The organism is Pseudomonas sp. IPO3778 (assembly GCF_013386825.1).
Lineage (GTDB): Bacteria > Pseudomonadota > Gammaproteobacteria > Pseudomonadales > Pseudomonadaceae > Aquipseudomonas.
Genome location: NZ_JACARC010000027.1, coordinates 121,681 through 147,844, shown reverse-complemented (window position 1 = coordinate 147,844; position 26,164 = coordinate 121,681). Strand labels below are relative to the sequence as shown.

General features: G+C 57.7%; 21 protein-coding genes. 19 read left to right on the top strand and 2 right to left on the bottom strand.

Annotated features, from left to right (window positions below):
- Window positions 1–14 precede the first annotated feature (14 nt).
- Both HX855_RS11935 and HX855_RS11930 read left to right on the top strand, forming a co-directional pair.
- Window positions 15–1,373 carry a DUF1329 domain-containing protein gene (locus HX855_RS11935; RefSeq protein ID WP_177085451.1) on the top strand — a complete coding sequence of 453 codons (1,359 nt, stop codon included), beginning with the start codon at window positions 15–17 and terminating at the stop codon, window positions 1,371–1,373.
- A gap of 116 nt (window positions 1,374–1,489) precedes the next feature.
- On the top strand, window positions 1,490–3,877 hold the full coding sequence (locus tag HX855_RS11930; RefSeq protein ID WP_177085448.1) for a penicillin acylase family protein: 2,388 nt from the start codon (window positions 1,490–1,492) through the stop codon (window positions 3,875–3,877).
- Between the two features lie 132 nt (window positions 3,878–4,009).
- On the opposite strand, the gene HX855_RS11925 is transcribed toward HX855_RS11930, so the two are convergent.
- Window positions 4,010–4,840 carry an NAD(P)-dependent oxidoreductase gene (locus HX855_RS11925; protein WP_177085446.1) on the bottom strand — a complete coding sequence of 277 codons (831 nt, stop codon included), beginning with the start codon at window positions 4,838–4,840 and terminating at the stop codon, window positions 4,010–4,012.
- Between the two features lie 467 nt (window positions 4,841–5,307).
- Between HX855_RS11925 and HX855_RS11920 the strand changes: the two genes are divergently transcribed.
- From HX855_RS11920 to HX855_RS11860, 13 genes are all read left to right on the top strand, one after another.
- Window positions 5,308–6,615: an MFS transporter gene (locus HX855_RS11920; protein WP_177085444.1), complete on the top strand. Its 1,308-nt coding sequence runs from the start codon at window positions 5,308–5,310 to the stop codon at window positions 6,613–6,615.
- Window positions 6,616–6,826: 211 nt separating this feature from the next.
- On the top strand, window positions 6,827–8,206 hold the full coding sequence (locus HX855_RS11915; protein WP_177085442.1) for an OprD family outer membrane porin: 1,380 nt from the start codon (window positions 6,827–6,829) through the stop codon (window positions 8,204–8,206).
- Between the two features lie 326 nt (window positions 8,207–8,532).
- Entirely contained in the window at window positions 8,533–9,204 is a 672-nt protein-coding gene (locus HX855_RS11910) for a GntR family transcriptional regulator (RefSeq protein WP_177085440.1), read from the top strand.
- A 42-nt stretch (window positions 9,205–9,246) separates the two neighbouring features.
- Complete coding sequence (locus HX855_RS11905; protein WP_177085438.1) at window positions 9,247–10,053, top strand: ABC transporter substrate-binding protein; 807 nt, start codon at window positions 9,247–9,249, stop codon at window positions 10,051–10,053.
- An 11-nt stretch (window positions 10,054–10,064) separates the two neighbouring features.
- On the top strand, window positions 10,065–10,832 hold the full coding sequence (locus HX855_RS11900; RefSeq protein WP_177085436.1) for an amino acid ABC transporter permease: 768 nt from the start codon (window positions 10,065–10,067) through the stop codon (window positions 10,830–10,832).
- Window positions 10,833–10,834: 2 nt separating this feature from the next.
- Window positions 10,835–11,614 carry an amino acid ABC transporter ATP-binding protein gene (locus tag HX855_RS11895; protein ID WP_177085434.1) on the top strand — a complete coding sequence of 260 codons (780 nt, stop codon included), beginning with the start codon at window positions 10,835–10,837 and terminating at the stop codon, window positions 11,612–11,614.
- A 31-nt stretch (window positions 11,615–11,645) separates the two neighbouring features.
- Window positions 11,646–13,256, top strand: a complete 1,611-nt coding sequence (locus HX855_RS11890) for a gamma-glutamyltransferase family protein (RefSeq protein ID WP_177085432.1) — start codon at window positions 11,646–11,648, stop codon at window positions 13,254–13,256.
- A 219-nt stretch (window positions 13,257–13,475) separates the two neighbouring features.
- Window positions 13,476–14,252 carry a transporter substrate-binding domain-containing protein gene (locus HX855_RS11885; RefSeq protein WP_177085430.1) on the top strand — a complete coding sequence of 259 codons (777 nt, stop codon included), beginning with the start codon at window positions 13,476–13,478 and terminating at the stop codon, window positions 14,250–14,252.
- 64 nt (window positions 14,253–14,316) lie between these two features.
- Window positions 14,317–14,994 (top strand): amino acid ABC transporter permease, encoded by a 678-nt coding sequence (locus HX855_RS11880; RefSeq protein WP_177085428.1) that lies wholly within the window; start codon window positions 14,317–14,319, stop codon window positions 14,992–14,994.
- On the top strand, window positions 14,991–15,725 hold the full coding sequence (locus tag HX855_RS11875) for an amino acid ABC transporter ATP-binding protein (RefSeq protein WP_177085426.1): 735 nt from the start codon (window positions 14,991–14,993) through the stop codon (window positions 15,723–15,725). The genes HX855_RS11880 and HX855_RS11875 overlap by 4 nt, the downstream gene beginning before the upstream one ends.
- Before the next feature lie 20 nt (window positions 15,726–15,745).
- On the top strand, window positions 15,746–16,981 hold the full coding sequence (locus HX855_RS11870; protein WP_177085425.1) for a cysteine desulfurase-like protein: 1,236 nt from the start codon (window positions 15,746–15,748) through the stop codon (window positions 16,979–16,981).
- A 36-nt stretch (window positions 16,982–17,017) separates the two neighbouring features.
- Entirely contained in the window at window positions 17,018–17,887 is an 870-nt protein-coding gene (locus HX855_RS11865) for a MurR/RpiR family transcriptional regulator (RefSeq protein WP_177085424.1), read from the top strand.
- A gap of 54 nt (window positions 17,888–17,941) precedes the next feature.
- Window positions 17,942–18,847, top strand: coding sequence for an allantoinase PuuE (locus HX855_RS11860; protein WP_177085422.1), 906 nt, complete (start codon window positions 17,942–17,944; stop codon window positions 18,845–18,847).
- 107 nt (window positions 18,848–18,954) lie between these two features.
- Here HX855_RS11860 and HX855_RS11855 read toward each other — a convergent pair whose 3' ends face one another.
- Window positions 18,955–19,872: an alpha/beta hydrolase gene (locus tag HX855_RS11855; RefSeq protein WP_177085420.1), complete on the bottom strand. Its 918-nt coding sequence runs from the start codon at window positions 19,870–19,872 to the stop codon at window positions 18,955–18,957.
- A 188-nt stretch (window positions 19,873–20,060) separates the two neighbouring features.
- Here HX855_RS11855 and HX855_RS11850 point away from each other — a divergent pair, with 188 nt between their 5' ends.
- From HX855_RS11850 to HX855_RS11835, 4 genes are all read left to right on the top strand, one after another.
- Window positions 20,061–20,957: an AraC family transcriptional regulator gene (locus tag HX855_RS11850; RefSeq protein ID WP_177085418.1), complete on the top strand. Its 897-nt coding sequence runs from the start codon at window positions 20,061–20,063 to the stop codon at window positions 20,955–20,957.
- Window positions 20,958–21,562: 605 nt separating this feature from the next.
- Window positions 21,563–24,394, top strand: a complete 2,832-nt coding sequence (locus HX855_RS11845) for a xanthine dehydrogenase family protein molybdopterin-binding subunit (protein WP_177085416.1) — start codon at window positions 21,563–21,565, stop codon at window positions 24,392–24,394.
- On the top strand, window positions 24,387–24,926 hold the full coding sequence (locus tag HX855_RS11840) for a (2Fe-2S)-binding protein (RefSeq protein WP_177085414.1): 540 nt from the start codon (window positions 24,387–24,389) through the stop codon (window positions 24,924–24,926). Before HX855_RS11845 ends, HX855_RS11840 begins: the two co-directional genes overlap by 8 nt.
- A 2-nt stretch (window positions 24,927–24,928) precedes the next feature.
- Window positions 24,929–26,164: a cytochrome c gene (locus HX855_RS11835; RefSeq protein WP_177085412.1), complete on the top strand. Its 1,236-nt coding sequence runs from the start codon at window positions 24,929–24,931 to the stop codon at window positions 26,162–26,164.

Here is a 26,164-nt window from a genome sequence, read left to right as displayed (position 1 = left end):
AAGGACAAGAACCTATGCGTAAGATGATTGCAGCGATGGCCCTGAGTTTGCTGGCCTCCCACGTGATGGCGGCGGTGTCGCCGGAAGAGGCGGCCAAGCTTGGTACCACGCTGACCCCTGTAGGCGCTGAAAAGGCTGGCAACGCCGATGGTTCGATCCCGGCATGGACCGGTGGCATCCCGAAAAATGCCGGGGCGGTGGACAGCAAAGGCTTTCTCGCCGACCCGTTTGCCAATGAAAAGCCGCTGTTCGTGATCACCGCCGCTACGGTGGACAATTACAAGGACAAGCTTTCCGATGGCCAGGTGGCGATGTTCAAGCGCTACCCCGAGACCTACAAAATCCCGGTGTACCCAACCCACCGCACGGTCAACCTGCCGCCAGAGATCTACGAGTCGATCAAGCGCAGCGCGTTGAACGTGCATGCGATCAACGACGGTAATGGCCTGGAAAATTTCACCGGCAATCGCTATTACGCGTTCCCGATTCCGAAAAATGGTGTGGAGGTGCTGTGGAACCACATGACCCGTTACTACGGCGGCAGCCTGCGCCGCATCATCACCCAGGCGACCCCGCAGACCAACGGCAGCTACACACCGATTCGCTTTGAAGAAGAAGCGGCGGCGCCACAAGCCATTCCTGATATCGACCCGGCCAAGGCGGCCAACGTGCTGAGCTTTTTCAAGCAATCGGTAACGTCTCCGGCGCGGCTGGCGGGTGACGTGCTATTGGTGCACCAGACCCTCGACCAGGTGAAGGAGCCGAGCGAGGCCTGGATCTACAATGCCGGTCAGCGCCGTGTGCGCCGTGCGCCGCAAGTGTCCTATGACAGCCCGGGCACCGCATCGGATGGTCTGCGCACCACCGATAACTACGACATGTTCTCCGGCGCCCCGGACCGCTACGACTGGAAACTGATCGGCAAGAAAGAGATGTACATCCCCTACAACAGTTACAAGCTGGATTCGCCGACCCTCAAGTACGACGACATCATCAGGGCCGGGCATATCAACCAGGACCTGACCCGCTACGAGCTGCACCGGGTGTGGGAAGTGGTCGGTACGGTCAAGCCGAGTGAGCGGCACATCTACGCCAAGCGCCACATGTATATCGACGAAGACAGTTGGCAAATCGCCTTGGTGGACCACTACGACGGTCGTGGCCAACTGTGGCGTGTTGCCGAAGGTCACGCGCAGTTCTATTACAACCACCAGGTGCCGGCCTACACCGTTGAGACCCTGTACGACATCATCGCCGGGCGCTACATCGTCTTGGGGATGAAAAACGAGGAAAGAAGCAGCTTTGTGTTCGGCTTTGCGCCGAAGGCGGCGGATTACACGCCGGCGGCGCTGAGGGCCGAGGGCGTTCGCTGATCATCATCTGAAAATGCTGTGGCGGTTCGCAATAGGTGCATGCCCAAGGGAGGCATGCACCTGTCGATCTCGTCCCTGCGCAATAACCTCTTCCAATCTGACTTATGGATACTTGCATGAAGCGCAGTCTGACAGTACTCGCCATCGTCGTCGCTGCCGTCGCGGCGGGCGGCTTCTGGTATGTCCACAGCAAACAACCGATGCGCCAGGGCGAAATGACCCTGAACCATCTGCAAGCGCCGGTCAACGTGCGCTATGACGAGCGAGGCGTACCGCATATCAAGGCCGCTGACGAAGCTGATATGTACCGCGCTCTTGGCTACGTAGAGGCGCAGGACCGATTGTTTCAGATGGAGATCCTGAGGCGCCTGGCCCGTGGTGAATTGGCCGAAGTGCTGGGCCCCAAGGCACTAAGCACCGACAAGCTGTTCCGCAGCCTGCGGATTCGTGAACGCAGCGACGCCTTCGTTGCCGCTCAGGACAAACAGACGCCAGCCTGGAAGGCGCTGGAAGCCTATCTGGACGGGATAAACCAGTTTCAGGACAGCCACGCCAGCCCCGTCGAGTTCGACCTGTTGGGGATCAAGAAACGTCCTTTCACCGCCACTGACACCATGAGCGTCGCCGGTTACATGGCTTACAGCTTCGCAGCGGCCTTTCGTACCGAGCCGCTGCTGACCTATGTCCGCGATCAGCTCGGCACCGACTACCTGAAAGTCTTCGATATGGACTGGAAGCCACAAGGCGCTTTCGGTTCGCCCCCGGCACTTGCCAGTGCTGACTGGAAGGGCTTGAACGCCTTGGCCGGACTGACCCAGCACGCGCTGGAAGACGCCGGTGTGCCACAGTTCGAAGGCAGCAATGCCTGGGTGATTTCCGGCAGCCGGACCAAAAGCGGCAAGCCGATACTGGCCGGTGACCCGCATATTCGCTTCTCGGTGCCATCGGTGTGGTATGAAGCCCAGGTCTCGGCGCCAGGCTTCGAGCTGTATGGCCATCATCAGGCACTGATTCCCTTTGCGTTGCTTGGGCACAACCGCGATTTCGGTTGGAGCCTGACCATGTTTCAGAACGACGACGTCGACCTGATCGCGGAAAAGACCAACCCCGCCAATCCCAATCAGGTCTGGTACCACGGCGCCTGGGTTGACATGACCCGCACCACGCAGCAAATTCTGGTCAAGGGAGAACCCACCGTTACGCTCGACCTGCGTCAATCGCCCCATGGCCCGATCATCAACGATGCTCTGGGGCCCATTACCAATGCTGCGCCCATCGCGATGTGGTGGTCTTTTCTGCAGTCGGAAAACCCGGTACTGCAGGGGTTCTACGAAGCCAACCGTGCCGACACCCTGGATAAAATGCGTGCGGCGGCGCAGAAAATTCAGTCCCCCGGCTTGAACGTGGTCTGGGCCAATGCCAAGGGCGACATCGCCTGGTGGGCCTCGGCGCAGTTGCCGATTCGCCCGGAAGGGGTCAATCCGGGGTTTATCCTTGATGGCAGCACGCCGCAGGCTGACAAAAACGGTTTCTACCCGTTCAGCGCCAACCCACAGGAAGAAAACCCGGCCCGAGGTTATATCGTCTCGGCCAACGCCCAGCCGGTGTCGCCCACCGGCATGCAGATTCCCGGTTACTACAACATTCCCGATCGTGGCCGCCAGTTGTTCAAGCAGCTCAGCGATTCGACGGTGAAATGGGACCTTGAAAGCAACAAGAGCCTGCAACTGGGGAACAGGACCGGCTACGCGACTTCGGTGCTGACGCCGCTGATTCCGGTGTTGCGCAGTGCGGTGACTGACCCGCAGGAGCGGGCGCTGGTCGAACGCCTGGCCAACTGGAACGGCGAATACACGCTGGACTCGGTGGGTGCGACGCTATTCAACGAGTTCCTGTTTGATCTGATCGACAGCACGATGCACGACGAACTGGGCGACGACCTTTTCAGCTCGCTGCTGGCTTCGCGGGCGGTAGATGCCGCGCTGCCACGATTGGTCGCTGATGCCGACTCGCCCTGGTGGGACAATCGCAACACGCCTGCCAAGGAAACCCGCGCCGATATTGTCAAGTTGGCGTGGCACACCACCGTCGCACACCTGAAAACTGTGTACGGCAGCAATGCGGACGCCTGGCGGTGGGGCACCGCGCACACCTTGACCCATAATCATCCGCTGGGCACACAGAAGCCACTGGATCGCTTGTTCAATGTCGGTCCATTCCCGGCGCCCGGCACCCATGAAGTGCCGAACAATCTGTCGGCCCCGATCAGCCAGGCGCCATGGGCAGTCACCTACGGCCCCTCGACACGGCGTTTGATCGACTTCGCCGACCCGTCTCACGCCCAGGGCATCAACCCGGTAGGGCAAAGCGGGGTTGTGTTCGATGAGCATTACGCGGACCAGGCCAAGACCTATGTCGAAGGTGGCTACGTGCCGGAGCATTTTGATGAAGCGGATGTGGCGGGAAGTACTCGACACACACTGAGTTTGGTGCCTGGAAAATAAGCTTCGCAGGCAAGGCAGCTCCTGCCAATATTCGACGGCGTAAACCGTGCAGGGCTTTACCGGAGATTGCGTAGCTGATCAGGCTACGTGATCTCTGCATTCAGACGCGTCTCGGAGCATCCAGCGGGGAGGCTAATCATCATCAAAGGGGCCGGCTTCTACGAAGGCGCCGCCTTGGTAAAGCAGTATGGGATCGTTGGCTGCCGGAAGGGGTTGAGATTCGACCTGGCTACGGAAAACCTCGGAGTTCTCTTGAGCGTTAAAGTCCAGGTGCGCGGCGTAACGGTTATCCCACCAGGTGTTTTGATTGTTGGAGACGCCGTATACCACCGTGTGCCCAACATCCGGTGTGTGTAATGCACGCTCCAGCAATAGAGTCAGATCGTTGTAGCTCAACCACGTGCTTAGCATCCTGCGGTTTTGTGGTTCTGTGAACGAAGAGCCGATGCGGATACTCACGGTCTCTATACCGTAGCGATCGAAGTAAAAGCTGGCCATGTCCTCGCCATAGGACTTGGACAAACCGTAATAGCTGTCTGGACGGCGCAGGGAATGGGCGTCCAGTCGCTGACCCTGCGGGTAGAAGCCGATGACATGATTGGAACTGGCAAAGATGACTCGTTTCACCCCATGTCGGCGGGCTGCTTCATAGATATGGAATACCCCACAAATATTGGCGCCCAGGATGTCTTCGAAAGACCGTTCGGTCGAGACTCCGCCAAAATGCAAAATCGCATCAACCCCCTGAACCAGTTCGTCAACGGCTTTTTTGTCGGCGAGATCGCAGTAGTGGATTTCCTCGCTTTCATCCAGTGCAGGTGCAATGTCGGCAATGTCGGAGAGACGCAGCACGCTGGTCAGGGGCTTAAGACGCGTGCGAAGCACTTTGCCGAGTTCGCCGGCGGCACCTGTCAGCAGAAGGCGATTGAAGGAGGGGTGTTCACGGGGCGTTGAAATCGTCATGGCAGGTGGGCTCGGATTATTTTTGTCTATGTTGTCGTACGATGAGTTGGTTGTCGACCTGCCTGTTCAGATTTTTGACGCGCTGCGATTATTGGCTGATTTACGGCCTTAACTCCTTTAAAAAAAACACAATTTATGGCGTGAATGCCTGGTCATGTGCTTTTGTCGCAGTTGACGCGGGAGTGCAAGTTTGGATATAAAAGCTTAGACATACGACGACTGACAACGGCGTGGTCGTCATTATAAAAATAAAACACCGAGTGCTACCTCATCATGAATGTCCCGTATCGCTGTTTCCCCAATAGCTCTTCTCAGTTTCGATCTGATCGGTTCGTGCACCCGCAGAATCTCGCCTGTTGCGCTTGAGCTGTTTCGCGCGGGCACCTGATCGTGCTCGTCATACTCTCGACATCCTGGATACTTAGGGGGATGTCGCACACTTCAAATCCAGTAATTAAGGTAAAGGGATGAAAATCAAAGGCATTCGCTGGTGGATGGTGGGCCTGGTGACGGCTGGTTTGATTGTTAATTATCTCGCCCGCAATACCCTCTCGGTCGCGGCTCCAACGCTGATGGGCGAACTGAATATCTCGACTGAGCAGTACTCTCACATCGTTGTTGCCTGGCAACTGGCCTACGCCTTTATGCAGCCAGTGGCTGGCTACGTCATTGATGCCATCGGTACCAAGATGGGGTTCGCCGTGTTTGCCCTGGCATGGTCCGCCGCCTGTGCAGCGGCCGCATTGGCGACGGGCTGGCAAAGCCTGGCATTCGTTCGCGCCTTGCTTGGGCTCACCGAGGCCGCGGGCTTGCCGGCCGGGGTCAAGGCCACCACCGAATGGTTTCCGGCCAAGGAGCGTTCGGTCGCCATCGGTTGGTTTAATATTGGGGCATCGATTGGTGCTCTGCTCGCGCCACCCCTGGTCGTCTGGGCCATTGTGCAAAGCGGCTGGCAACTGGCGTTTCTTGTTGTAGGCGGACTGGGGCTGGTCTGGAGTGTCATGTGGCTCGTGTTGTACAAGCACCCGCGTGATCAACAACACCTGAGCGATACCGAGCGTGTCTATATCCTGTCCGGGCAGGAGTCTCACTTTAAAGATGCCAAATCGGAAAAAGGCAGTTGGAAGAAGATCATTCGCAGCCGTAACTTTTACGCGATCGCCTCTGCACGGATTCTTTCGGAGCCGGCCTGGCAGACATTCAACGCCTGGATTCCCCTGTACCTGATGACCGAACGGCACATGAATATCAAGGAAATTGCCATGTTTGCCTGGCTACCCTTTCTGGCCGCGGACATTGGTTGTGTACTGGGTGGTTATCTAAGCCCGCTGTTTCATCGTTATTGCAAAGTATCGTTGTTTACATCACGAAAAATGGTTTTGCTGTTCGGCTGTTCCTGCATGATCGGACCGGCCTGTATCGGTTTAGTAGAAAGTCCCTATACCGCGATCGCTCTATTGTGTGTGGGTGGTTTTGCCCATCAGACGCTTTCAGGCGCGCTGTACTCAATTACTTCGGATTCATTCGGGAAAAATGAAGTGGCGACGGCTACCGGTATAGGTGGCATGTTTGGATATTTGGGGGCGGCAGCATTCACGCTGGTATTTGGCATTCTGGTGACACAGATCGGCTACAGCCCATTATTCGTGGTGTTGGCGATCTTTGACATCGTCGCGGCGATCATCGTTTGGGTAGTTGCCCGAGAGACGACGTCTGGCCCCGGGTTTCTTAATGTGCCGGACTTCAATCAAAGCTCTCCTGTGCGGTTGGCGTGAATGAGCTACTTGAATCAGCGTTAGGGGTTCAGCGTCTTTCTCACCGCTCCGTCGTATAAATAGTTGATTCAAATTTTATCCGCGCCGGCAATGCGTTTAGTTGCCGGCCGACAACACGTGTCAAAAGATAATAATCGTTTATGCACTGCCAATCCGCACACAGATTCGGAAAGAAAAATTTAATAAGAAAAATCACCAGAGGAGCACTCCATTGAAAAAACAACATTTCGCGACCGCTATCGCGCTGGCCGCTCTGTCTCTTCATGCTCAAGCAGATGATGCTGCCAAGCCACCAGGGTTCCTGGAGGACAGCAAACTCGCCCTTAGTACGCGTACCTATTATTACGAGAACGATGATCACTCTACGGGTGGCATGGACCAGCGCGAAACCACTGAAGTTCTGAAACTTGACTACAGGTCCGGCTTTACCCAAGGCCTGATTGGGGTTGGTGTCGATGCTCAGATGATCTACGGCCTGCACCTCGATGGCGGTGCAGGCCACCACCCAGGCACCGGCAACGCATTCTGGCCGAGCGACAGCGACAATTCGGCTGAGCACGACTTGGCTCGCGGGGACGCGAACGTTAAATTGCGCCTGTCCAAAACCGAATTGCACGTGGGGGGTGCGCTGTTTCCTCAGTTGCCAATTATGATGGCGACCGACAGCCGCGCAATGCCGCAAAACTTTGACGGCGGTATGATTACCTCCAAGGAAATCGACAACCTGACACTGAGCGCTGGCCAGCTGGAACACTCTACTGGCCGTGCAGCGACCAACAGCACATCGCTGTCGGTTGCAGGCGCAACCGAGGGCAGTAACCAGTTCCGTTATGCTGGTGGCGACTACAACATCACTAAAGACCTGACCGTTCAATATTACTACGCCAATCTTGAAAACTTTTATACCCAGAACTTCCTTGGCTTGATCCATGTATTGCCACTGGGTGACGATCAGTCCTTCAAGACTGACCTGCGCTACTTCAACAGCCGTTCTGACGGCAAAAACAGCAGCGGCGCCGCGGGTTACGCGTTCAATAACAACGGTGGTTATGCCAAGCACGCCAATGAAGTTGATAACGTCACCTGGAGCAGCATGTTTACCTACCAGTTGGGCGGTAGCAAATTCATGCTGGGTTATCAGAGCGTGAGTGATGACGGCGGTTTCGTGATGGTGAACCCGGGTAATGTCACCAAGAACGGCAAGCCTTTGGCGACTGATGGTTCCAACAGCGAAGACAACGGCGGTACCAGTTTCTACTTGTACACCAACTCCGTGGTTGGTAGTTTCATTCGAGCAGGTGAAAACACTTCGTTCGGTCAATACACGTACGACTTCGCACGCGTCGGCATGCCTGGCTTGAGCGCCTTTGTCAGCTATCTGCGGGGTGATGATATTAAAGACAAGACACTTAGCGGTGTGAACCACACGGAGTGGGAGCGTGACGCAGGTGTCGATTACGTGGTCCAGACCGGTTACTTGAAGGGCTTTGGTACGACCCTGCGTACCGGTAGCTACCACTCGGGCGGTACAGGGGTCGCGAACCAGGACCAGACCCGTCTGATTTTCAATTACACCTATAACTTCCTGTAAGTACGTTGAACGCATAAAGAAAACCCGCTTGGCGGATTTTCTTTATGCGGGCGTTCGCAGACCCGTCCTGGGCCTTGCGGGCCAACATCATCGCGCCTGGGCGCTGCGCCGACCCCGTGTTACCGCGAGCACCTTTCTGATCTTGTAGTGCCACATTCTGGGTCATTTTTACTCGCCTCCCAGGCTGGCAGTTTTCTTTTTCAGCCCTCTTATCAGTAATAAACCAATTAAATCAGCCGCCTGGAAGCAGAACGCAAACGTTGGCATGCAGCATGCTTTACTGGCTTTATGGATAATTGGATACAAAAATTCAAAAGGTGATACCCATGACGTTTATCCCTGTCTATACCGAGCGTCAACCGATTACCGCCGAGGAGGAGGCTTACAACTTTCTCCTGGAAGCCATTTGCAAGGGGCGTTACCGGACCGGGGAAAGACTGATCGCCGAGGACATTGCGGGTGAAATCGGTATGAGCCGGATGCCGGTGCGCGAAGCCTTTCGGCGTCTGGATGCCGAAGGTCTGGTGATTCTGCGGCCCAACCGTGGAGCCATCGTCCGAGGTTTGAATATCGAGGAAATGCGTGAAGTCTTCGAAATGCGCAGCGCCCTCGAAGGCCTGGCGATCCGGGTGGTCGTGACAAAAATCACTGAGCGTCAGTTCATCCATCTGGAGCGCCTGCTCGATGAAATGGACGACTACCGCGAAGACGGCGCCGAGTGGATCAGCCGCCATCGCGCCTTCCACGAGTACCTGTGCAGTCTGAGTGAGCGCCCACGGCTGATGCGGCAGATTTCGGCGTTGTATTCAGTGATCGAACCGCACATGCGCTTGTGGCTGCAACACGCCGACAAGCCCCGTAGCGCGCGGGATGAGCACGCCTCGATCGTGGCCGCGTTACGCTCCGGCGATCCGGACAAAGCGGCGGCGGTGGTGTGCGAGCACATCGAAGGGACCGTCCCGCGGCTGATCCAGTTTCTCGAAGCCTACGCAAAATAGCCCCTTTCATAATAAGAAAGCCCTGAGCTCTGGAGCCTTGCCATGCACAAGCGTTGCGCGTTCGTAGCCGTTGTCACGTTGAGTCTGTGTTCCCAATGGGCGTTGGCCGCCCCCGTACTGTCAGAGCGATTAAGCAAGAGCGAAAAGATCGTCTATTGCTCGGGTATGGATTCGCCACCGCTGGTGTCTTTTGATCTGAAGCAAAAACCGGTCGGCCTGCAGGTGGAGATGGGCGAAGCCATTGCCCAGCGCCTGGGGGACAAGAAAGTCGAATGGCGGATTTCCCCGTTTGCCGGCCTGATCCCGGCGCTGCTGGCGCAGCAGTGCGACATGATCGTGGATCAACTGTTCGACAAGCCCGAGCGCCGTGAGGTGATCGACATCGTCAACTTCATGTATTCCAGCCAGTCGATCGTGGTGCCCAAGGGCAACCCGAAATCGGTACAGAACCTTGAGGACTTGTCCGGGCTCAAGGTCGCGGTCAGCAACGGTTCAACGATCCGCGTCCTGCTCGCGGCCGAGAACGACAAGTTGGTGGGCGCCGGCAAAGCACCGATGAAACTGGTGATCTACAACGTCGACGCCGACGCCTTCCAGGCGTTGCGCATCAATCAGGTGGACGCCTTCGGCACCACTGTCGAATCCGCCGGGCACTACCAGCAACTCGCTCCGGACCTGTTCCAGTCCGCCGTGCCCGCGTTTAACCGGATCCTCACCGGTTTCGGTGTACGCAAAAACGACCCACAGTTGAGCGCCGCGCTGACCGAGGTCCTGCAAGGCATGCGCGCCGACGGCAGCTATGCCGCGTTGCTCGGTAAATGGCATGTCGACGGTGACAAACTGGACTGAGGGCGCCCCTGATGAACTTCAATTGGAATGTGTTTTGGCAGTACCTGTTGCAGCCCAGCGATATCTACCTGACGGGGCTCGGGCTGACGTGCCTTATCAGCATCTCGGCGATGTTGCTGGGATGTGCGCTGGGGCTGGTGGCAGCGCTGATGAAACTGTCGAGCAACCCACTGTTGCAATATCCGGTGCGGTTTTATGTGTGGCTGATGCGCGGAACGCCGTTGTTGGTACAGATCGTTTTCCTCTACACGGCGCTGGCGGCCGGGGGGATTTTCCGTTTTGAAGACCTGGACCTGGGCTGGTTCATCGTGCCGGGCAACATCCAGGCGGCGATCCTTGCCCTGGGCCTCAACGAAGGCGCGTACATGGCCGAGATCATTCGCGCCGGCATCGGTGCCGTGGATAAGGGCCAGTACGAAGCCGGGCGTTCCCTGGGCATGACCTTTGGCAAACTGATGCGGCGCATCGTTTTGCCCCAGGCCTTTCGCGTGATCGTGCCGCCGCTGGGCAACGAGTTCAACGTGATGCTCAAAAACACCACGCTGGTCAGTGTCATCGGCGTGCAGGAACTGCTGCTCAGCACCCAAATGGTCACCTCGGCGACCTTCCGGGTGTTCGAGCTGTACCTGGTGGTCGCGATTTATTTCCTGCTCCTGACCACGCTGTGGGGCTTTTTCCAGCGCTGGCTCGAAACGCGGTTCGGCCAGTCCGACCGGCCGGCACCGGCGGCCGGTCGAATGTTCGGTCGCCGCACCCTGAAACTGCTGAGAGGGCGTTGAACATGGCGCACATGAGTGAAGAACTGGTCATCGAAGCGCTGGATATTCACAAATCCTTTGGCGACCTGGAGATTCTCAAGGGGATCTCCCTGCAAGTTCGCCGCGGCGAAGTGGTGGTGCTGATCGGCGCGTCCGGCTCCGGCAAGACCACCTTTATCCGCTGCATCAATTTGCTCGAAGATATTCAGTCGGGGCAGATCCGTGTCAGCGGCCAACCCATGGGTTATCGCACCCTGGCCGATGGCACTCTGGTGAAGGATTCGGAGCGCAACATCGCGCGACAGCGCCGGGACATCGGCATGGTGTTTCAGCGTTTCAATCTTTTCCCGCACATGACCGCGCTGGAGAACATCATCGAAGCGCCGATTCACGTATTGGGCGTGATGCGCAAGGCTGCCGTGGAACAGGCGCAGGCGCTGCTCAAGCGAGTCGGGCTGGCCGACAAGGCCGATCACTACCCATCGATGTTGTCCGGTGGCCAGCAGCAGCGGGTGGCGATCGCCCGGGCGCTGGCGATGAAGCCCCAGGCCATGCTGTTCGACGAACCCACCAGTGCCCTGGACCCGGAAACCGTGGGCGAAGTGCTGCAGGTGATGAAGGAGTTGGCCGAGGAGGGCATGACCATGGTGGTGGTCACCCACGAGATGGGGTTTGCCCGCGAAGTGGCCGACCGGGTGGTGGTGCTTGATCAAGGCGAATTGATCGAACAGGGACCGCCCGAACAAATCTTCAGCCAGCCCAGTCATGCCCGCACCCGCGCCTTTCTCAGCCGGGTCCTGTGAACCCGCAAACCTTCCTTGTGTGAGTCCTGCCATGTTCGAATTTTCTGCCCATGAGTACCCCTACGCCTCACAGCGCCAAAGTGTTTTCGCAAAACGCGGCATGGTCGCCGCCTCCCAGCCCCTGGCCGCCGAAGCGGGGATTGAAATCATGCGTCGTGGTGGCAATGCCATTGACGCCGCAATTGCCACGGCGGCGGCGCTGACGGTCGTTGAGCCCACCGGTTGTGGTATCGGCGGCGATGCTTTTGCGCTGGTCTGGACGCAAAACAAGCTGCACGGTTTGAATGCCAACGGCGGCGCGCCGCAGGCCCTGAGCATCGAGGCGGTGAAAGCCGCTGGTCATAAACAGATGCCGTTGCATGGCTGGACGCCAGTGACGGTGCCGGGTTGCCCTTCGGCGTGGGCGGAACTGTCCCGGCGGTTCGGGCGGCTGCCCTTTGCAGATTTGCTGAAACCGGCCATCAGTTTGGCCCAGGATGGCTTCCCGGTATCGCCCGTGGTTGCTCTGCAATGGCAAACCGCACTGGAAGACTTCACCCCGAGCCGCAATGCAGTGCTCGATGCCTGGTTCAAGACGTTCCTGATTGACGGTCGGGCGCCGCGCGCCGGTGAGTTGTTTCGCAACCCGGCGCAAGCAAGGACCTTGACGGAATTGGCGGACACCGAGTGCGAGAGCTTTTATCGCGGTGCATTGGCACAGCGGCTGGACGCCCATTCCCGCGCCACAGGCGGCTACCTGCGCGCCAGTGATTTGCAGGATTACCGTGCACAATGGGTCGACCCGATCACGGTCAATTATCGTGGCGTGGATGTCTGGGAGATTCCGCCCAGCGGCCAAGGCCTGGTCGCATTGATGGCACTGAAGATTCTCGAAGGCTTTGAGTTCGATCACCGTGACAGTCAGCAGACCTGGCACCTTCAGCTCGAAGCCATGAAGCTGGCCTACAGTGATGGCCTGCATTACATCACCGACCCGGAACACATGCGGGTCGCGGTGGCGGACTTGTTGAGCGAGTCTTACGCCGCTCGCCGTCGGGAGCAGATTGGCGAGCGGGCAGTGGCGCCGCAACCTGGCGAGCCTCACGCCAGCGGCACCGTTTACCTGGCCACGGCGGATGCCGATGGCAACATGGTTTCATTTATCCAGAGCAACTATCACGGTTTCGGCTCCGGTGTGGTGCTGCCCGACAGCGGCATCGCCCTGCAAAACCGTGGTGAAGAGTTCAGCCTCGACCCTGCGCATGCCAACTGCCTGGCCCCCGGCAAGAAGACGTTCCACACCATCATCCCGGGCTTTCTCAGCAAGGATGGTGTGGCGATGGGGCCATTCGGCGTGATGGGGGGCTACATGCAGCCCCAGGGGCATGTGCAAATGGTCATGAACCTGGTGGACTTCGGCCTCAACCCACAAGCGGCGCTAGATGCGCCGCGCTGGCAGTGGCTGGGAGGGCTGGAGGTCGGCATCGAGCAGGACGCTTCACGGGATATGGCAGCAGCATTGGCGCGGCGCGGGCATCAGGTGCAAGTGGTGTGCGACCTGACCAGTTACGGGCGTGGCCAGATCATCCTGCGCGATCCTGAAACCGGCGTGTTATGTGGCGGGACTGAGCCGCGAACGGACTCGCATATCGCAGTGTGTTGAGGGATGCGTTGCGCATAACCCTCGACGGGGCAAGCGTGAAGGGTGATTGGGTCCGCTTGAGTACGCGGACACAGTCGCCCTTAATGTTTTTTGTTTTGGATTAAAAAAATCATATATTTATACTGTTGAATTAAATGATTCACAGGTTTAGTCTCACTCCTGCGTTGTACGAGGTCAGCCGCTGTTAGCACCTAAAAAAACAAACAATCAGGAGCAAACATGAAAGCGAAAGTGATGTTGGGATTGTTCATGGCCGCCGCAGTCTCACTGCCAGCCTGGTCCGCTGACTGGACCGTAGGTGCCAACGTTGGGAACGTGCCCTGGGAGTTTCAGGACTCCAAGGGTGAGTTCGTCGGTTTTGAAGTCGACGTTGTAAAAGAGGTGGCCAGGCGCGCCGGAAAAAGCGTCGATTTCGTCAATATTCCCTTCAACGGCCTGTTCAGTGCCGTGCAGTCCAAACGTGTTGAAATCGCTATTTCGTCGATCACCATCACCCCCAAGCGTCTCGAGTCGGTGGCCTTTGCGCAGGCTTACTTCGACAGCGACCAGTCCCTCACCACGCTGACTACCTCCAAGGTCAAGAGCTTGGCCGATATGAACGGCAAGGTGGTTGGCGTCGACACCGGCTCCACCGGGGACCTGTGGATAGGCCAGCACAAGGATGAGTATAAGTTTGCCGATGTTTCACGGTACGAAGGGCTTTCCCCGGCCATGCTCGATCTGGGCTCGGGTCGAATCGACGGCTACCTCAGCGACATTCCCGCGGTGCTCTACTACATCAAGGATAAGCCGCAGTATTCCATCGTTGCGCGAATTCCCACCGGTGAGCGCTACTCGTTGATGCATGCCAAAGGCTGGGCGATGAGCGATCAGGTCAACGACATCATCAGCAAGATGAAAGAAGACGGCACACTCGAAAAAATCCACAAAGAGTGGTTCGGCGTCGAAGCCGATAAAGACTCGAGCACCGTGAAAGTGACCCCTGTCCTCAAGTAAGCCCCGTTGCTGACGCAGGTAAGTGGTGACGTTCGTTCGCCACTTGTATTGACCGAGGTATCCCATGGATCTGTTGCAGACATTTTTTAACTGGAATGTGCTCGTCGAGTCGCTTCCGCTGATGATGCGTGGCCTGGGCGTGACCGTTTTGCTTGGGGTGGTGAGCATCGCCCTGGGGCTGGTGGGCGGGCTGTTGCTGGCGTTGCTGCGTTTGTACGCCTACACACCCGTTCGCGTGCTTGCACGCGTCTACATCGACATCATGCGGTCCATCCCTTTGCTGGTGCTGTTGGTGCTGATCTATTACGCGCTGCCTTTTGTCGGCATTCGACTGTCGTCTTTTGCCGCCGCCGCCAGTGCGCTCTCGCTGGTCTCCTGCGCCTACAGTGCGGAAATATTCCGGTCGGGCATCGAAGCGATTCCCCGTGGCCAGTTCGAAGCATCGGCGTCGCAAGGCATGAGCTTTTTCAACACCATGCGCGACGTCATTTTGCCGCAGGCCATTCGCATCGTAATGCCGCCCATGACCAGCAATTGTATCAACGTAATGAAAGACACGGCGCTCGCCTCGGTGGTCGCGATGCCGGACTTGCTGAAGCAGGCGACCCAGGCGCAGGCACTGGCTGCGAACCCGACCCCGCTGGTTGGGGCCGCCGTGCTGTATTTGTTGCTGCTGTTGCCTTTGGTGCAGATGGTCAGTTGGGTCGAGCGTCGTAACGCCTCTGGAGGAAAGACGGCATGAGCACATTGATCGACATCGAAAAGCTCGACAAGTACTACGGTAGCTTCAAGGCATTGAGCGATATCAACCTTCAGGTTGAAGAGGGCGAAGTGGTGGTCATTCTTGGCCCGTCCGGCTCAGGAAAATCGACTCTGATCCGTTGCATCAATCTGCTTGAAGACTACCAGCAAGGGCATATCCGGGTGGCGGGTGAGCGTGTCGAAAGCGGCCCGCGACTGGCCGCCATTCGCAGTGAAGTAGGCATGGTGTTTCAGAGTTTCAACCTCTACCCGCACCTCACTGTTCTCGACAATGTATCGCTGGCGCCGATCCGGGTGCGCGGCCTGAGCCGTCGTGATGCGCATGCCCGGGCCCGGGAATTATTGGTGAAGGTCGGCATGGGCGAGCACGCACACAAATACCCGAGCCAGTTGTCTGGTGGTCAACAGCAGCGTGTTGCGATTGCCCGCACCATGGCCATGGAACCTCGCGCGATTTTGTTCGATGAGCCGACTTCGGCGCTGGACCCGGAAATGGTTGGCGAGGTCCTTGATGTCATGCAAAACCTCGCCCGCTCCGGGGTCACGATGGTCGTGGTCACGCATGAAATGGGCTTTGCCCGTCGTGTCGCCGACCGGGTGATCTTCATGGAAAGCGGACGCATTGTTGAACAGAACATCCCTGAACCGTTTTTTACCGCACCTCAGGAACCCCGCACGAAAGCGTTCCTGCAGGCCATCTTGCACCATTGAATCCAGCCGGAGAAAGTAGAGTGAATCCTCTCGATATTGAATACGTTCGCAAGCAATTTCCAGGTCTCGCCGGTGGTTTTGCGTATATGGATAACGCCGGCGGTTCGATGGTGCCAAGGATTGTGGCGCAGCGGGTCAGTGATTACCTGCTGAACAGCAGTGTGCAGCTGGGCGCTTCCTACTTACCCTCCGTCGAGGCGGGTGAGCGAGTGATGCAGGCACGGCACTCGGTCATGCAGTTGATCAACGCCGAGCATCCCGAAGAAGTGATCATGGGCGGCTCGACCACCCACTTGTTGCAGATACTGTGTCGCGCCATCGCGCCGTCAATCGTCCCGGGCGATGAAATCATCGTCACCAATTGTGATCACGAGGCGAACATCGGGCCATGGGTCAAGCTGTGCGAAAGCCGCGGTGCGACCTTGCGTGTATGGGAAGTCAACCTCGACACGTGTGAGCTCGAACTGGATGATTTGCAGGCCTTGCTGACTGACAAAACTCGCTATGTGGCGATGACCCACACCTCGAACATTCTTGGCTCGGTCAATCCAGTGGCCGCGGTTGCCCGGTGTGTCCATGCGGTGGGCGCCAAGCTGTGCGTGGACGCCGTCGCTTATGCGCCACACCGTCTGGTTGATGTTCAGGCGAGTGGAGCCGATTTCTACGTCTACAGCTTCTATAAAACCTTTGGCCCGCACTTTGCCGTGCTCTGGGGGCGTCGCTATCTGTTGCTGGAGTTGCCGAGTCTTAATCACTTTTTTATCGGCCAGGAGGTGGTGCCTTACAAATTGCAGCCGGGCAACGTCAACTATGAATTGTCCTTCGGTTGCATCGGCATTTCCGATTATCTGCTCGATATCAGTACCAGGCTGGGTGCGCAAGGCAGCGAACGCACGTGCATGCAGGCAGCGTTCGATGCCTTCGAAGTGCAGGAAGACTTGCTCGCCGAGCGCCTGCTGGCATTTCTGCGTGAGCGCGAGGGCGTTCGCATCATAGGCAAGGCACATACTCATAACCGGGTGCCGACGATTAGTTTTGTGGTCGAGGGCATTCAGTCAGAGGCTATAGTGCGCATGGTTGATGGGCACCGGATAGGTATTCGCTTTGGTGACTTCTACGCACGGCGACTGATCGAGGCTCTTGGGCTTGATCAGTTTGGCGGGGTGGTGCGGGTCTCGTTGGCGCACTACAACACGCTGGACGAAGTCGACCGTCTCATTACTGCGCTGGATCAAGCAATCAATGCGTTGCGTTGATAGGCACATCTACTTCTAATCTTACGAGCCCTCACTATGGCTTTACCCAATACCCTTGCAGAGCTGCGTGACTGTATCGCGGCCCAGCACGAACAACTGACCGGCCGCCTGCGCGATGCTGCCCGATTCCTGATCGACAACCCGCATGAGATTGCACTCAACACGGTAGCCGAACTGGGTAAGCGCTCAAACATCGCGCCGTCCGCTTTTATTCGGCTGGCTCAGGCCCTGGGCTTTGCAGGTTTCAAGGATTTGCAGCGGCTGTTCCGTGCACCGCTGCAGCAGGTTGCTGACACTCACAGCGAGCGCATTCGGCACTACGGCGGTGAGACGTTGCTGGAGGACCCGAGTGACGTCGGCGGAATTCTGCGTGAGTTCAGCCAGGCCAATATTGTCTCCCTGGAGCACCTGGCTGAAGGCGGTGAACAGGCCAATATCGAAGCGGCCATCGCCCATTTGCAAGTCGCGCGCACGACCTTCGTCATCGGCATGCGTCGTGCCTTTCCGGTGGCGGCGTATCTGAGCTACGCCTTGAGTCGGGTGGGCCGGCGAACCGTGCATATCAGCGGTGCCGGTGGCACGTTGCCGGAGCAGGTCAGCGCCATTGCCGACGATGATTTGCTGATAGCCGTCAGCTTTCCACCGTACGCCAATGACACCGTCGAGGCTTGTCGTCAGGCGCGCAAAGGCGGCGTGACGCTGGTGGCGATCACCGACAGCGTCCTGAGTCCTATCGGGCAGATGGCCGATACGGTGATAGAGGTCAACGATGCCGAATTACTGGGTTTTCGCTCGCTCACGGCTTCGTTCTGTATTGCGCAAACCCTGGCCATGGGGCTGGCCTTCAGCGAATGGCAATCGGACAGCACCTTTAGCCATGAGAGGCTGAAAGATATCGACTGCTAAGTCGCTGTTTTCGCGACGTACTTATTTAACTCGACACTTCAGGAGAAGAACCCGATGGTTTCACCTGCACGCGATTTAGTGGGCTACGGTAGACAGCGCCCGCAAGGCTCCTGGCCAAATGGCGCACGTTTGGCCATCAGCCTGGTGATCAATTACGAAGAAGGCTCCGAACGCTCGCTCGCCATGGGCGATCCGGACCAGGAATCCATGACCGAATGGGGCAGCTACGCCATACCCGATGGCACGCGGAACCTGGCGATGGAGTCCATGTACGAGTACGGCTCGCGTGTGGGGATTTGGCGAATTCTGGACATTCTGGAGCAGCAATCGGTTCGTGCGACTTTTCATGCTTGCGCAGTGGCCTTTGAGCAGAACCCGGATGTTGCCCGCGCTGCCGTCGCGGGTGGCCATGAGATTTGTAGCCACGGTTATCGCTGGGAGGAAGTGTTTCGTCTGACCGAAGAGCAGGAGCGTGAACATATGCGCCTGGCAATCGAATCATTTGAGCGCACCTGTGGCAAGCGGCCCGTTGGCTGGTATTGCCGGTACGGTGCGAGCGTCAACACGCGCCGCCTGGTCGCGCAAGAGGGTGGCTTTCTTTACGATTCCGATGCCTATAACGACGATGTTCCCTACTTTGTCGAGGTTGAGGGAAAGCGTCACCTTGTGGTGCCTTATACCGCTGACGTGAACGATTTCCGATACTGGAATTCTCCGGGGCTTTCGCAGGCGTCGGACTTCTTCGAGTACATGAAAGAAAGCTTTGAGGTCCTGTATGCGGAGTCGGCTGCCGGGCCACGCATGATGTCGATCGGGCTGCATCCACGCATGGTGGGCCGCCCCGGGCGGGTGAGGGCGATCAAGCAATTCATCGAGTATGCCGGGCAGCACGGCGGTGTCTGGTTTGCTACGCGCGAAGAAATCGCCCATGCCTGGCTTGAGCGGGCAACAACACCATGAAAGGCTGGTATCTAGTACCGTTTGACGTGTTTTCGCACGCACCTGAATATGCGTAAACCCCCTTGCCGGGGGAGTCCAATAGGATCATTAACCACAGGCGGAAAAAATCAAACCAGCAGACTTTTTCGATAGAACTCGGCGAGCTTCGCTATCGCTGGGGTTACGTACTGCTCTTTGTCGTAGAGATCGACGTGACTCGCACCTTCTACCCAAAACAACTCCTTCCGCGCTCCTGCCCTAGGGAAAGCCTCTTCCGTCATCCACTTGGTGGCGGCTTCCGTTCCTACAATGGCCAACAAGGGACGTGGTGCAACCCTATCGATGAAGCGGAAACCTTCAAATAACGCCATCTTGTCGACGCTGATCCAAGGCATCTGTTTAGTAGATCGCGGATGATAAGCACGAGCAGTGCAGTAGTACTCCCATCCTTCGTATACATACTGACCGAGCGTGCGGGCCGCCGCTTCATCAGACGGAAAAATCGGGAAGGTTTGCGTCCCTTCGCCGCGCTCTTGGGCAGTACGCGCCTTCGCAGCAGTATCCAGCATCATCTTGAGAACCTCAGGAGGCTGTTTCCCGTCATAACCCACCCTGAAGAATTCGCCAATACTGACGCCGCTGACCATAGCGACAGCCTTGACTCTATGGTCGGTCGCGGTGGCCGGAATCACATACCCGCCGGCGGCGCAAATACCCAGCAAGCCAATTCGCTCTGAATCAACGTCATCACGAACGCTCATGAATGAAACTGCAGACTTAATATCCTCAATGCGATGTGCCGGATCTTCCAAGCCACGTGGCTCACCCTCACTTTCACCGCTGTAAGCTGCATCGAACGCTAGCGTAATAAAACCCTGCTCTGCGAGGTGACGGGCATACAAGTCAGCTGTTTGTTCTTTGACGCCGCTGGCAGGATGAACCACTACAACTGCCGCTTGTGGCCCGCTCGCCAAGCCATCTGGGCTGTATAGATTGCCCGCGATTTTTAGCCCGGCACTTTCGAAAGTAACAATTTTTTGCTTCATGTTGAAATTCCTTACCGGCTTAATTGCTGGGGTGAAGGTGCTGCCTAAAGCCTGGCGGCTGACATTGACGCAATTGAACAATGCCAGGCAATTTCAGAGGTAGCCTGAAGCTGCCATTCATCTGCACAATCCTTCCAAATGTGATTTCGTAGGGTATGTATCCTTTGCCGGTGAGGTACAGTTTTGTCATGAAAAAGGACACAAGTTTGCTGGACGAGTTGAAGCAACTCATCCTTCGCCATGCTGCATCGCACGCCGCTCGACCCGCGCTGCCAAACGTCGTGTTGTCGAGCTATTCCGTGCCGACCCAGCCAGTCCGCTACATCGCCGAACCTGCCCTGGCTCTCGTGGTGCAGGGCGCTAAACAGGTCGCCCTAGGCGAGCAGGTATTTCGATATGCCGCAGGGCAATATCTGATTTACCTGGTCGACTTGCCACTCAGCTCCAATGTGATACAGGCAAGCGAAGAAGAGCCACTGCTGGGCCTTGGATTAGTCCTGAGGCCCGAAGTAATAGCTTCGTTGTTGTTGGAAAGCAGCGCGCCGCCGAAAAAGAAAGGTGAGCAGTCCAGTATTGCTGTAAGTGAATTAAGTGATGATTTACTTGATTCCGTTGTCCGGCTCATAAGGCTTTTAGACAAGCCAAATGACATTCCAATTTTAGCGCAGTCAATTGAACGCGAAATTCTGTGGCGCCTCATTAACGGGGAACAAGGTGCAATGGTCCGGCAGCTTGGCCATGCTGACAGCCGAACGATGCAGATCGTACGAGCGATTAAATGGATCAGAGATCACTACGCAGAGACCATCCGAATCGAGAAGTTGGCAGACGTAGCGGGTATGAGTACTACGTCGTTTTATCGGCATTTCCTAGCGGCAACATCATTAAGTCCTATCCAATTCCAAAAGCATGTTCGGCTCCAAACGGCTCGATCACTGCTGGCCTCTTCCTTGAGGGGCGTAGCAGATATAGGTCTCGCGGTCGGCTACGATAGTCCCTCTCAGTTCAGTCGTGAATACCATCGTTTGTTCGGACGACCTCCACGTGAGGACGGGAAAATACTCAGAAAAAATGAGAGTGACTAACATCCAGCAATTCTCCGAAGCGTTGGTAGGCTCATTATTCAGATCGACGTTTTGATTGACTCAATCAGAACCAGCTCGCCTTGGGTGCCGCGGTGGAGGAGCTTTCCAACTCGTCGTGCGCACACGAGATGAAGAACTTGGCGGAATACAGGAAGCGCTTGAGGAATGAATGAGTTTTTATTTGAGCGCAAATGACAGCGAGGCCTTGCTGAGACACTGCCATCAAGTTCTGTGCTTAGACGAATCCTCAAACTGATCGGGCGCCGGCGCACGATTCTTCTTCTGGACCCGCCCGGTGGACCGGATTAGCACTATAGGAGCGTTCTTCGGGTCCGTTGCGGCCAGTCGTCTTCTGACGCGGGGCCCCTCTTGGAATACCTGAGCAGTGAAACAACTGCAGGCAAAGCGGCAACACTCTGATTCTTTGGTCAGTTTTTTGTAACAGGTTGTTTGCGGCAGGCGCAGAAACCTATAAAGTTAACCTTTCGGTCAGCTTTGCACTGTCAAATACAGCCTTTTGTTTCCGGCAAAAGCGCTTCTGCAAGACTCGAGATCCCCAGAACATAACCAGAAGGGTGGACCCATAACCGCCCAGAGGATGATCCATGTCCAACCGTGATATCTCCCGGCGTTCGTTCCTTCAGGGCGGGCTGGTGGCGGGTGTGAGCGTGACGCTTACACCGCTCAGCACGCAGGCGCTGGCTGCCTTGATGGAAAACAGCGTGACCGTGCCGTCTGAGCAATGGCTTGGCAACAACGGCAAGGCGCGCTCACGTAACGACGCCTTGTCCAAGGTCTGCGGCAGCAAAGTCTTTGCCCGCGACATCCGCGCCAAGGACATGCCGGGCTGGCCCCAGCAGCAGGGCCACGCCATGCTGCTGAAAATCACCAAGGCCGATCGCATCTATGCAGGCTACGACTTGTCGTGGCTCGGCGCGGACTTGCAACCTGACCGCATCGTCACCGCCGCCGACCTGGAAAAAGACGGGATCGTCTTCCCCGAAGATCACTCTCCCGATCCGTTACTGCCGGAAGGCAAGGTTCCGATGTTCATCGGTCACCCCGTGGCGATCCTGATCTGGAACGACTTCGAGCGTTTCCGTCAGGCCAAGGCCAAACTCAAATTCAATGACAAAGCGATCCGTTATGGCGCCAAGGTGCCGTTCTACCAGTGCGATCCCTACGGGAGCTTTCGCTACGTGCGGGTAGGCGGCGCGACATCTGCGGACGAAGATGAATTCGCCAGCCTCAAGGATTCGATCCTGTTCCCGATGCTGAAAAACCGTCGCCCGGTGTGGAATTCCCAGCCGGACCTGCACGGCAACCTGACCGAGCGCGGGCTGTTTTACGCCGACCGGATGAAGCAGCAAATCGACTCGCCGCCAGACAACTGGCTGGTGTTCGACGAACGCTACAAAACCCCTTCGATTGAACCGGCCGCGATGGAGCCGGACAACGGCAACGGCTGGTACGACCCGGCCACTAAGACCTTGCACTTTGTCGTCGCGACCCAGTGCCCACTGGAAGCCGCCACCGAAACCGCGAAGATGATCGCGCCATCGCGCTTCGGCCTGGCGAATCTGAACATGCACCCGGGCTACACCGTCGGTTACGGTTCCAAGGACCACAACATTTTTGTCTACTACGCAGCCCTCGCCGCGTTGTACGGCGCCGGTGTCCCGGTGCGCCTCGCCAACGACCGCTATGAGCAGTTTCAGAGTGGCATCAAGCGTCACCCGTTCGACATCCGCTACCAATTGGCGGTGGATAAAAACGATCACAGTTTCCAGATTTTCCGCGCCGAGATGAACGTCGATGGCGGCGGGCGGATCAACTACAGCCCTTCGGTGGCAGCGGTTGGCGCCACGGCAGCGCAGTCGATCTACTACATGCCGCAGAACGATTTACAGGTCACGGCTTATCATTCGCGTGGGGTTGAAGCGGGTTCGATGCGCGGTTATGGCACCCTGCAAAGCATGGCCTCGACCGAGATGATGGTCGATGAAATCGCCTATCGTCTCGGCATCGACGCCATCGACCTGCGCAAGAAAAACGCCATGCTTTCGGGCATGAAAAACACCCAGGGCGCGGTGCCGGCCGGTGCGTTGCGCTTACACGAGATTCTCGACAAAGCGGCTGTCCACGAAGTCTGGAAAAACCGTGACCTGATCAAGATGAAGCGCGAAGCCGCTGACCCGGATAACTGGTATGGCGTCGGTTTTGCGATCTGCCAAAAAGACTTCGGCACCGGGTCCGAAGCGCCGATGGCCAGCATCGAATTCACCGCCGAAGGGCACGTGACTTTGCGCCATATCGGCATTGAAATCGGCACTGGCATGTCCACCTCGCAAGCCCTGGTGGTGGCGGATTTCATCGGCATCCCGGCCACGGAAGTGAAAACTGGCGAAACCGAGTGGAAAGAGTTGCAACTGGTCACAGGCGGCAACCCGTACGTCATGAGCCAGGTCGAACAGGATGGTTTTCTGCGCAACCCGCGTTGGGTCGGCAAGCTTGCGTCGGCCTCGTCGGCAACCAACTCCGCGTACTACTTCAGTCACGCCACCCGTGAAGCCGCGCGGGTGCTGTTCAACCACGGCTTGTGGCCGGCGGCGTTGCAGATCTGGGGCCAAGGCCCTTACGGCGGTCAGGCCAACCCGTACGTGGTGCGCCGCGAAGACGCGCATTGGGTCGACGGCAAACTCACTGCCGACGGCATGCAGCCGTTGAGTTTTGAGCAACTGGCCAAACACGCCCACGAAAAAGGCCTGGTGACCGGCGCCACCGTGCACGGCTTCAACCGCTGGAGCTGGGCCGAGGCCGAGTACAGCATCGACGGCGTGCGCGAGCGTCTGCCCCTCGATGGCCTCGCGGTGAAGTACGGCGATGGCGCACCGAAGACGAAATTGGCACAGATGACCAGTAACGGTTTCCACCTGCTGGATCGCCAGAACGTCCACTACCCGGACACCCAGCTGAACAACGCGGCGGTGACTTACTACAGCCCGGTCGCGACGCTGGTGGAGTTGAAAGTGAACAAGGGCTCCGCCGAAGTGCAGGTGCTCAACCATCACTCCTGGGTCGAGTGCGGTCGGTTGCTGGTGGAAGAGCTGGTCAAGGGGCAGCTCGAAGGCGGGATCGCCATGGGCATTGGCCATGCGTTGATGGAAGAGATGCCTTTGTACGAAGGCGGCCCGGGGGAGGGTGACTGGAATTTCAACCGTTACCGGCTGCCGATGGCCCGACACGTTGCTGTGTGGAACCAGACGGCCGAGATCCTGCCGCCGTTATCGCCGAGCGATCCGTCCAAGGGCATTGCCGAAGTGGTGATGATCCCGATCGTCGGCGCCATCGGTAACGCCGTGGCCCACGCCATCGGTAAACGTGTACGCGACCTGCCTATCACTTCTGCGCGCATCAAGGAGGCCCTCAATGGCTAACCGTCCGTTTCAACTGACCCTAAACGGTCAATCCGTCGGCCCGGTGGACATCCCTGATGACCTGCCGATGATCGACTACCTGCACGAATACAAAAATCTCACCGGCTCGCGTCTCGGCTGCGGCCAGGGCATCTGTCACGCCTGCGTGGTGATTGTCGACAACCCGGATGGCACCAGCGAAGAAGTGCGCACCTGCATCACCGGTGCCCATTATTTCGAAGGCAAAAAAGTACGAACTATCGAAGGCCACGCGACCCGCGACGAGCAGGGCAAAGTTAATGAGTTGAACCCGATCCAGCAGCGTTTCGTCGATGAGTTCGCCTTCCAGTGCAGCTACTGCGCGCCGGGTTTCGTGAATGCCGCGACCGTGCTGGTCGAGAAGCTGCAGCGTCAGCCCATCGCCAAAAGTCAGCTGGAAAAAGTCATCGAGGACAGCCTCGGTCACCACATCTGCCGCTGCACCGGCTACGTGCGTTACTACAACGCGACCCGCAACGTGCTGACCGATCTCGGCCTGGTCAGGGAGGGTTAAGCATGAAGCAACTACTTTCCCGCCTTGCGTTGGCGGTTGGCCTGGCCGCGCCGGTGTTGTTGGCGCAAGCGGACGATCAAGTGAAACGCGGCGAATACCTCGCCCGCGCCGCTGACTGCATGGCCTGCCACACCGCACGGGGTGGCGCGCCGTTTTCGGGCGGTCTGCCGATCGTTTCGCCGTTCGGCACGATCTATGGCACCAACATCACCCCGAGCAAAGAGCACGGCATTGGTTTGTACAACGATGACGAATTCTTTGCCGCGCTCACCGAAGGTAAACGCCGGGATGGCGCGAATCTGTATCCGGCGATGCCGTACACCTCCTATCACCGGATGCCCCGTGAAGATTCGGACGCGATCCATGCGTACCTGAAAACCGTCGAGCCCATCGAGCGTGCGGCGCCCGTTACCAGCCTGAGCTTTCCGTTCAACGTCCGTCTGGGCCTGATGGGCTGGAACATGCTCTATGGCAAGGAGGTGAAACTTGCGCCGACTGAGGGCAAAAGCGAAGAGTTCCAGCGTGGCCAATACATGGTCGAAGTGCTTGGCCACTGCGGCGAATGCCACACGCCACGGGGTTTGACCGGCGCGATGCAGCAGGATAAACGCCTGACCGGCGGGTTGCTCAACGGCTATCTGGCGCCCAGCCTGTTGGCCAATGACCTGGCCGCTCGCGGCTGGAATCATCAGGACTTGAGTTCGTTCCTCAAGCACGGCATGAGTGCCCAGGGCACGATGTTCAACGAGATGTTCCCGGTGTTTCATAACAGTACTCAAGGCCTCAATGACCCGGACCTGGCTGCCATGGCGACGTTCCTGCTCGGTGATCAGCCACCGGCAGCTAAGGTGCTGGCCGACGTGCCGCTGGACAAGATGGGCGCCAGCGCTCAGCGCGGTCGTCAGGATTACCTGAACGTCTGTGCCGGTTGCCATGCGCCGGGCGGCGAGGGCAAGCCACACATCGCGGTAGCCATGCGCGGTAACACGACATTGCGCCTGGAAGATCCGCGAAATCTGCTGCGGGTGATTGAGGATGGGATAGGCGAACAGGCCTTTGTCGGGTTCGAGCGTATGCAGCCGATGCCGGGGTTTGCGGACAAGCTCAGTCCCGAGCAACTGGCAGACCTGCTCAACTACCTGCGGCAAGGTTGGGGTGGGCAGTCGGGCGAGCTGGCGCTCAGCGATGTGCAAAAGCTGCAAGCTGACACGCCGCCGGTCGAGCACAAGGCACACTGA

What these genes read in the sequence shown, in the direction of transcription:
- HX855_RS11855 (WP_177085420.1), bottom strand. Translation starts at nt 19,872, where the DNA reads ATGAAGCAAAAAATTGTTACTTTCGAAAGTGCCGGGCTAAAAATCGCG.
- HX855_RS11910 (WP_177085440.1), top strand. Translation starts at nt 8,533, where the DNA reads ATGACGTTTATCCCTGTCTATACCGAGCGTCAACCGATTACCGCCGAG.
- HX855_RS11895 (WP_177085434.1), top strand. Translation starts at nt 10,835, where the DNA reads ATGGCGCACATGAGTGAAGAACTGGTCATCGAAGCGCTGGATATTCAC.
- HX855_RS11875 (WP_177085426.1), top strand. Translation starts at nt 14,991, where the DNA reads ATGAGCACATTGATCGACATCGAAAAGCTCGACAAGTACTACGGTAGC.
- HX855_RS11890 (WP_177085432.1), top strand. Translation starts at nt 11,646, where the DNA reads ATGTTCGAATTTTCTGCCCATGAGTACCCCTACGCCTCACAGCGCCAA.
- HX855_RS11845 (WP_177085416.1), top strand. Translation starts at nt 21,563, where the DNA reads ATGTCCAACCGTGATATCTCCCGGCGTTCGTTCCTTCAGGGCGGGCTG.
- HX855_RS11900 (WP_177085436.1), top strand. Translation starts at nt 10,065, where the DNA reads ATGAACTTCAATTGGAATGTGTTTTGGCAGTACCTGTTGCAGCCCAGC.
- HX855_RS11885 (WP_177085430.1), top strand. Translation starts at nt 13,476, where the DNA reads ATGAAAGCGAAAGTGATGTTGGGATTGTTCATGGCCGCCGCAGTCTCA.
- HX855_RS11930 (WP_177085448.1), top strand. Translation starts at nt 1,490, where the DNA reads ATGAAGCGCAGTCTGACAGTACTCGCCATCGTCGTCGCTGCCGTCGCG.
- HX855_RS11860 (WP_177085422.1), top strand. Translation starts at nt 17,942, where the DNA reads ATGGTTTCACCTGCACGCGATTTAGTGGGCTACGGTAGACAGCGCCCG.
- HX855_RS11880 (WP_177085428.1), top strand. Translation starts at nt 14,317, where the DNA reads ATGGATCTGTTGCAGACATTTTTTAACTGGAATGTGCTCGTCGAGTCG.
- HX855_RS11840 (WP_177085414.1), top strand. Translation starts at nt 24,387, where the DNA reads ATGGCTAACCGTCCGTTTCAACTGACCCTAAACGGTCAATCCGTCGGC.
- HX855_RS11850 (WP_177085418.1), top strand. Translation starts at nt 20,061, where the DNA reads ATGAAAAAGGACACAAGTTTGCTGGACGAGTTGAAGCAACTCATCCTT.
- HX855_RS11920 (WP_177085444.1), top strand. Translation starts at nt 5,308, where the DNA reads ATGAAAATCAAAGGCATTCGCTGGTGGATGGTGGGCCTGGTGACGGCT.
- HX855_RS11925 (WP_177085446.1), bottom strand. Translation starts at nt 4,840, where the DNA reads ATGACGATTTCAACGCCCCGTGAACACCCCTCCTTCAATCGCCTTCTG.
- HX855_RS11935 (WP_177085451.1), top strand. Translation starts at nt 15, where the DNA reads ATGCGTAAGATGATTGCAGCGATGGCCCTGAGTTTGCTGGCCTCCCAC.
- HX855_RS11835 (WP_177085412.1), top strand. Translation starts at nt 24,929, where the DNA reads ATGAAGCAACTACTTTCCCGCCTTGCGTTGGCGGTTGGCCTGGCCGCG.
- HX855_RS11865 (WP_177085424.1), top strand. Translation starts at nt 17,018, where the DNA reads ATGGCTTTACCCAATACCCTTGCAGAGCTGCGTGACTGTATCGCGGCC.
- HX855_RS11905 (WP_177085438.1), top strand. Translation starts at nt 9,247, where the DNA reads ATGCACAAGCGTTGCGCGTTCGTAGCCGTTGTCACGTTGAGTCTGTGT.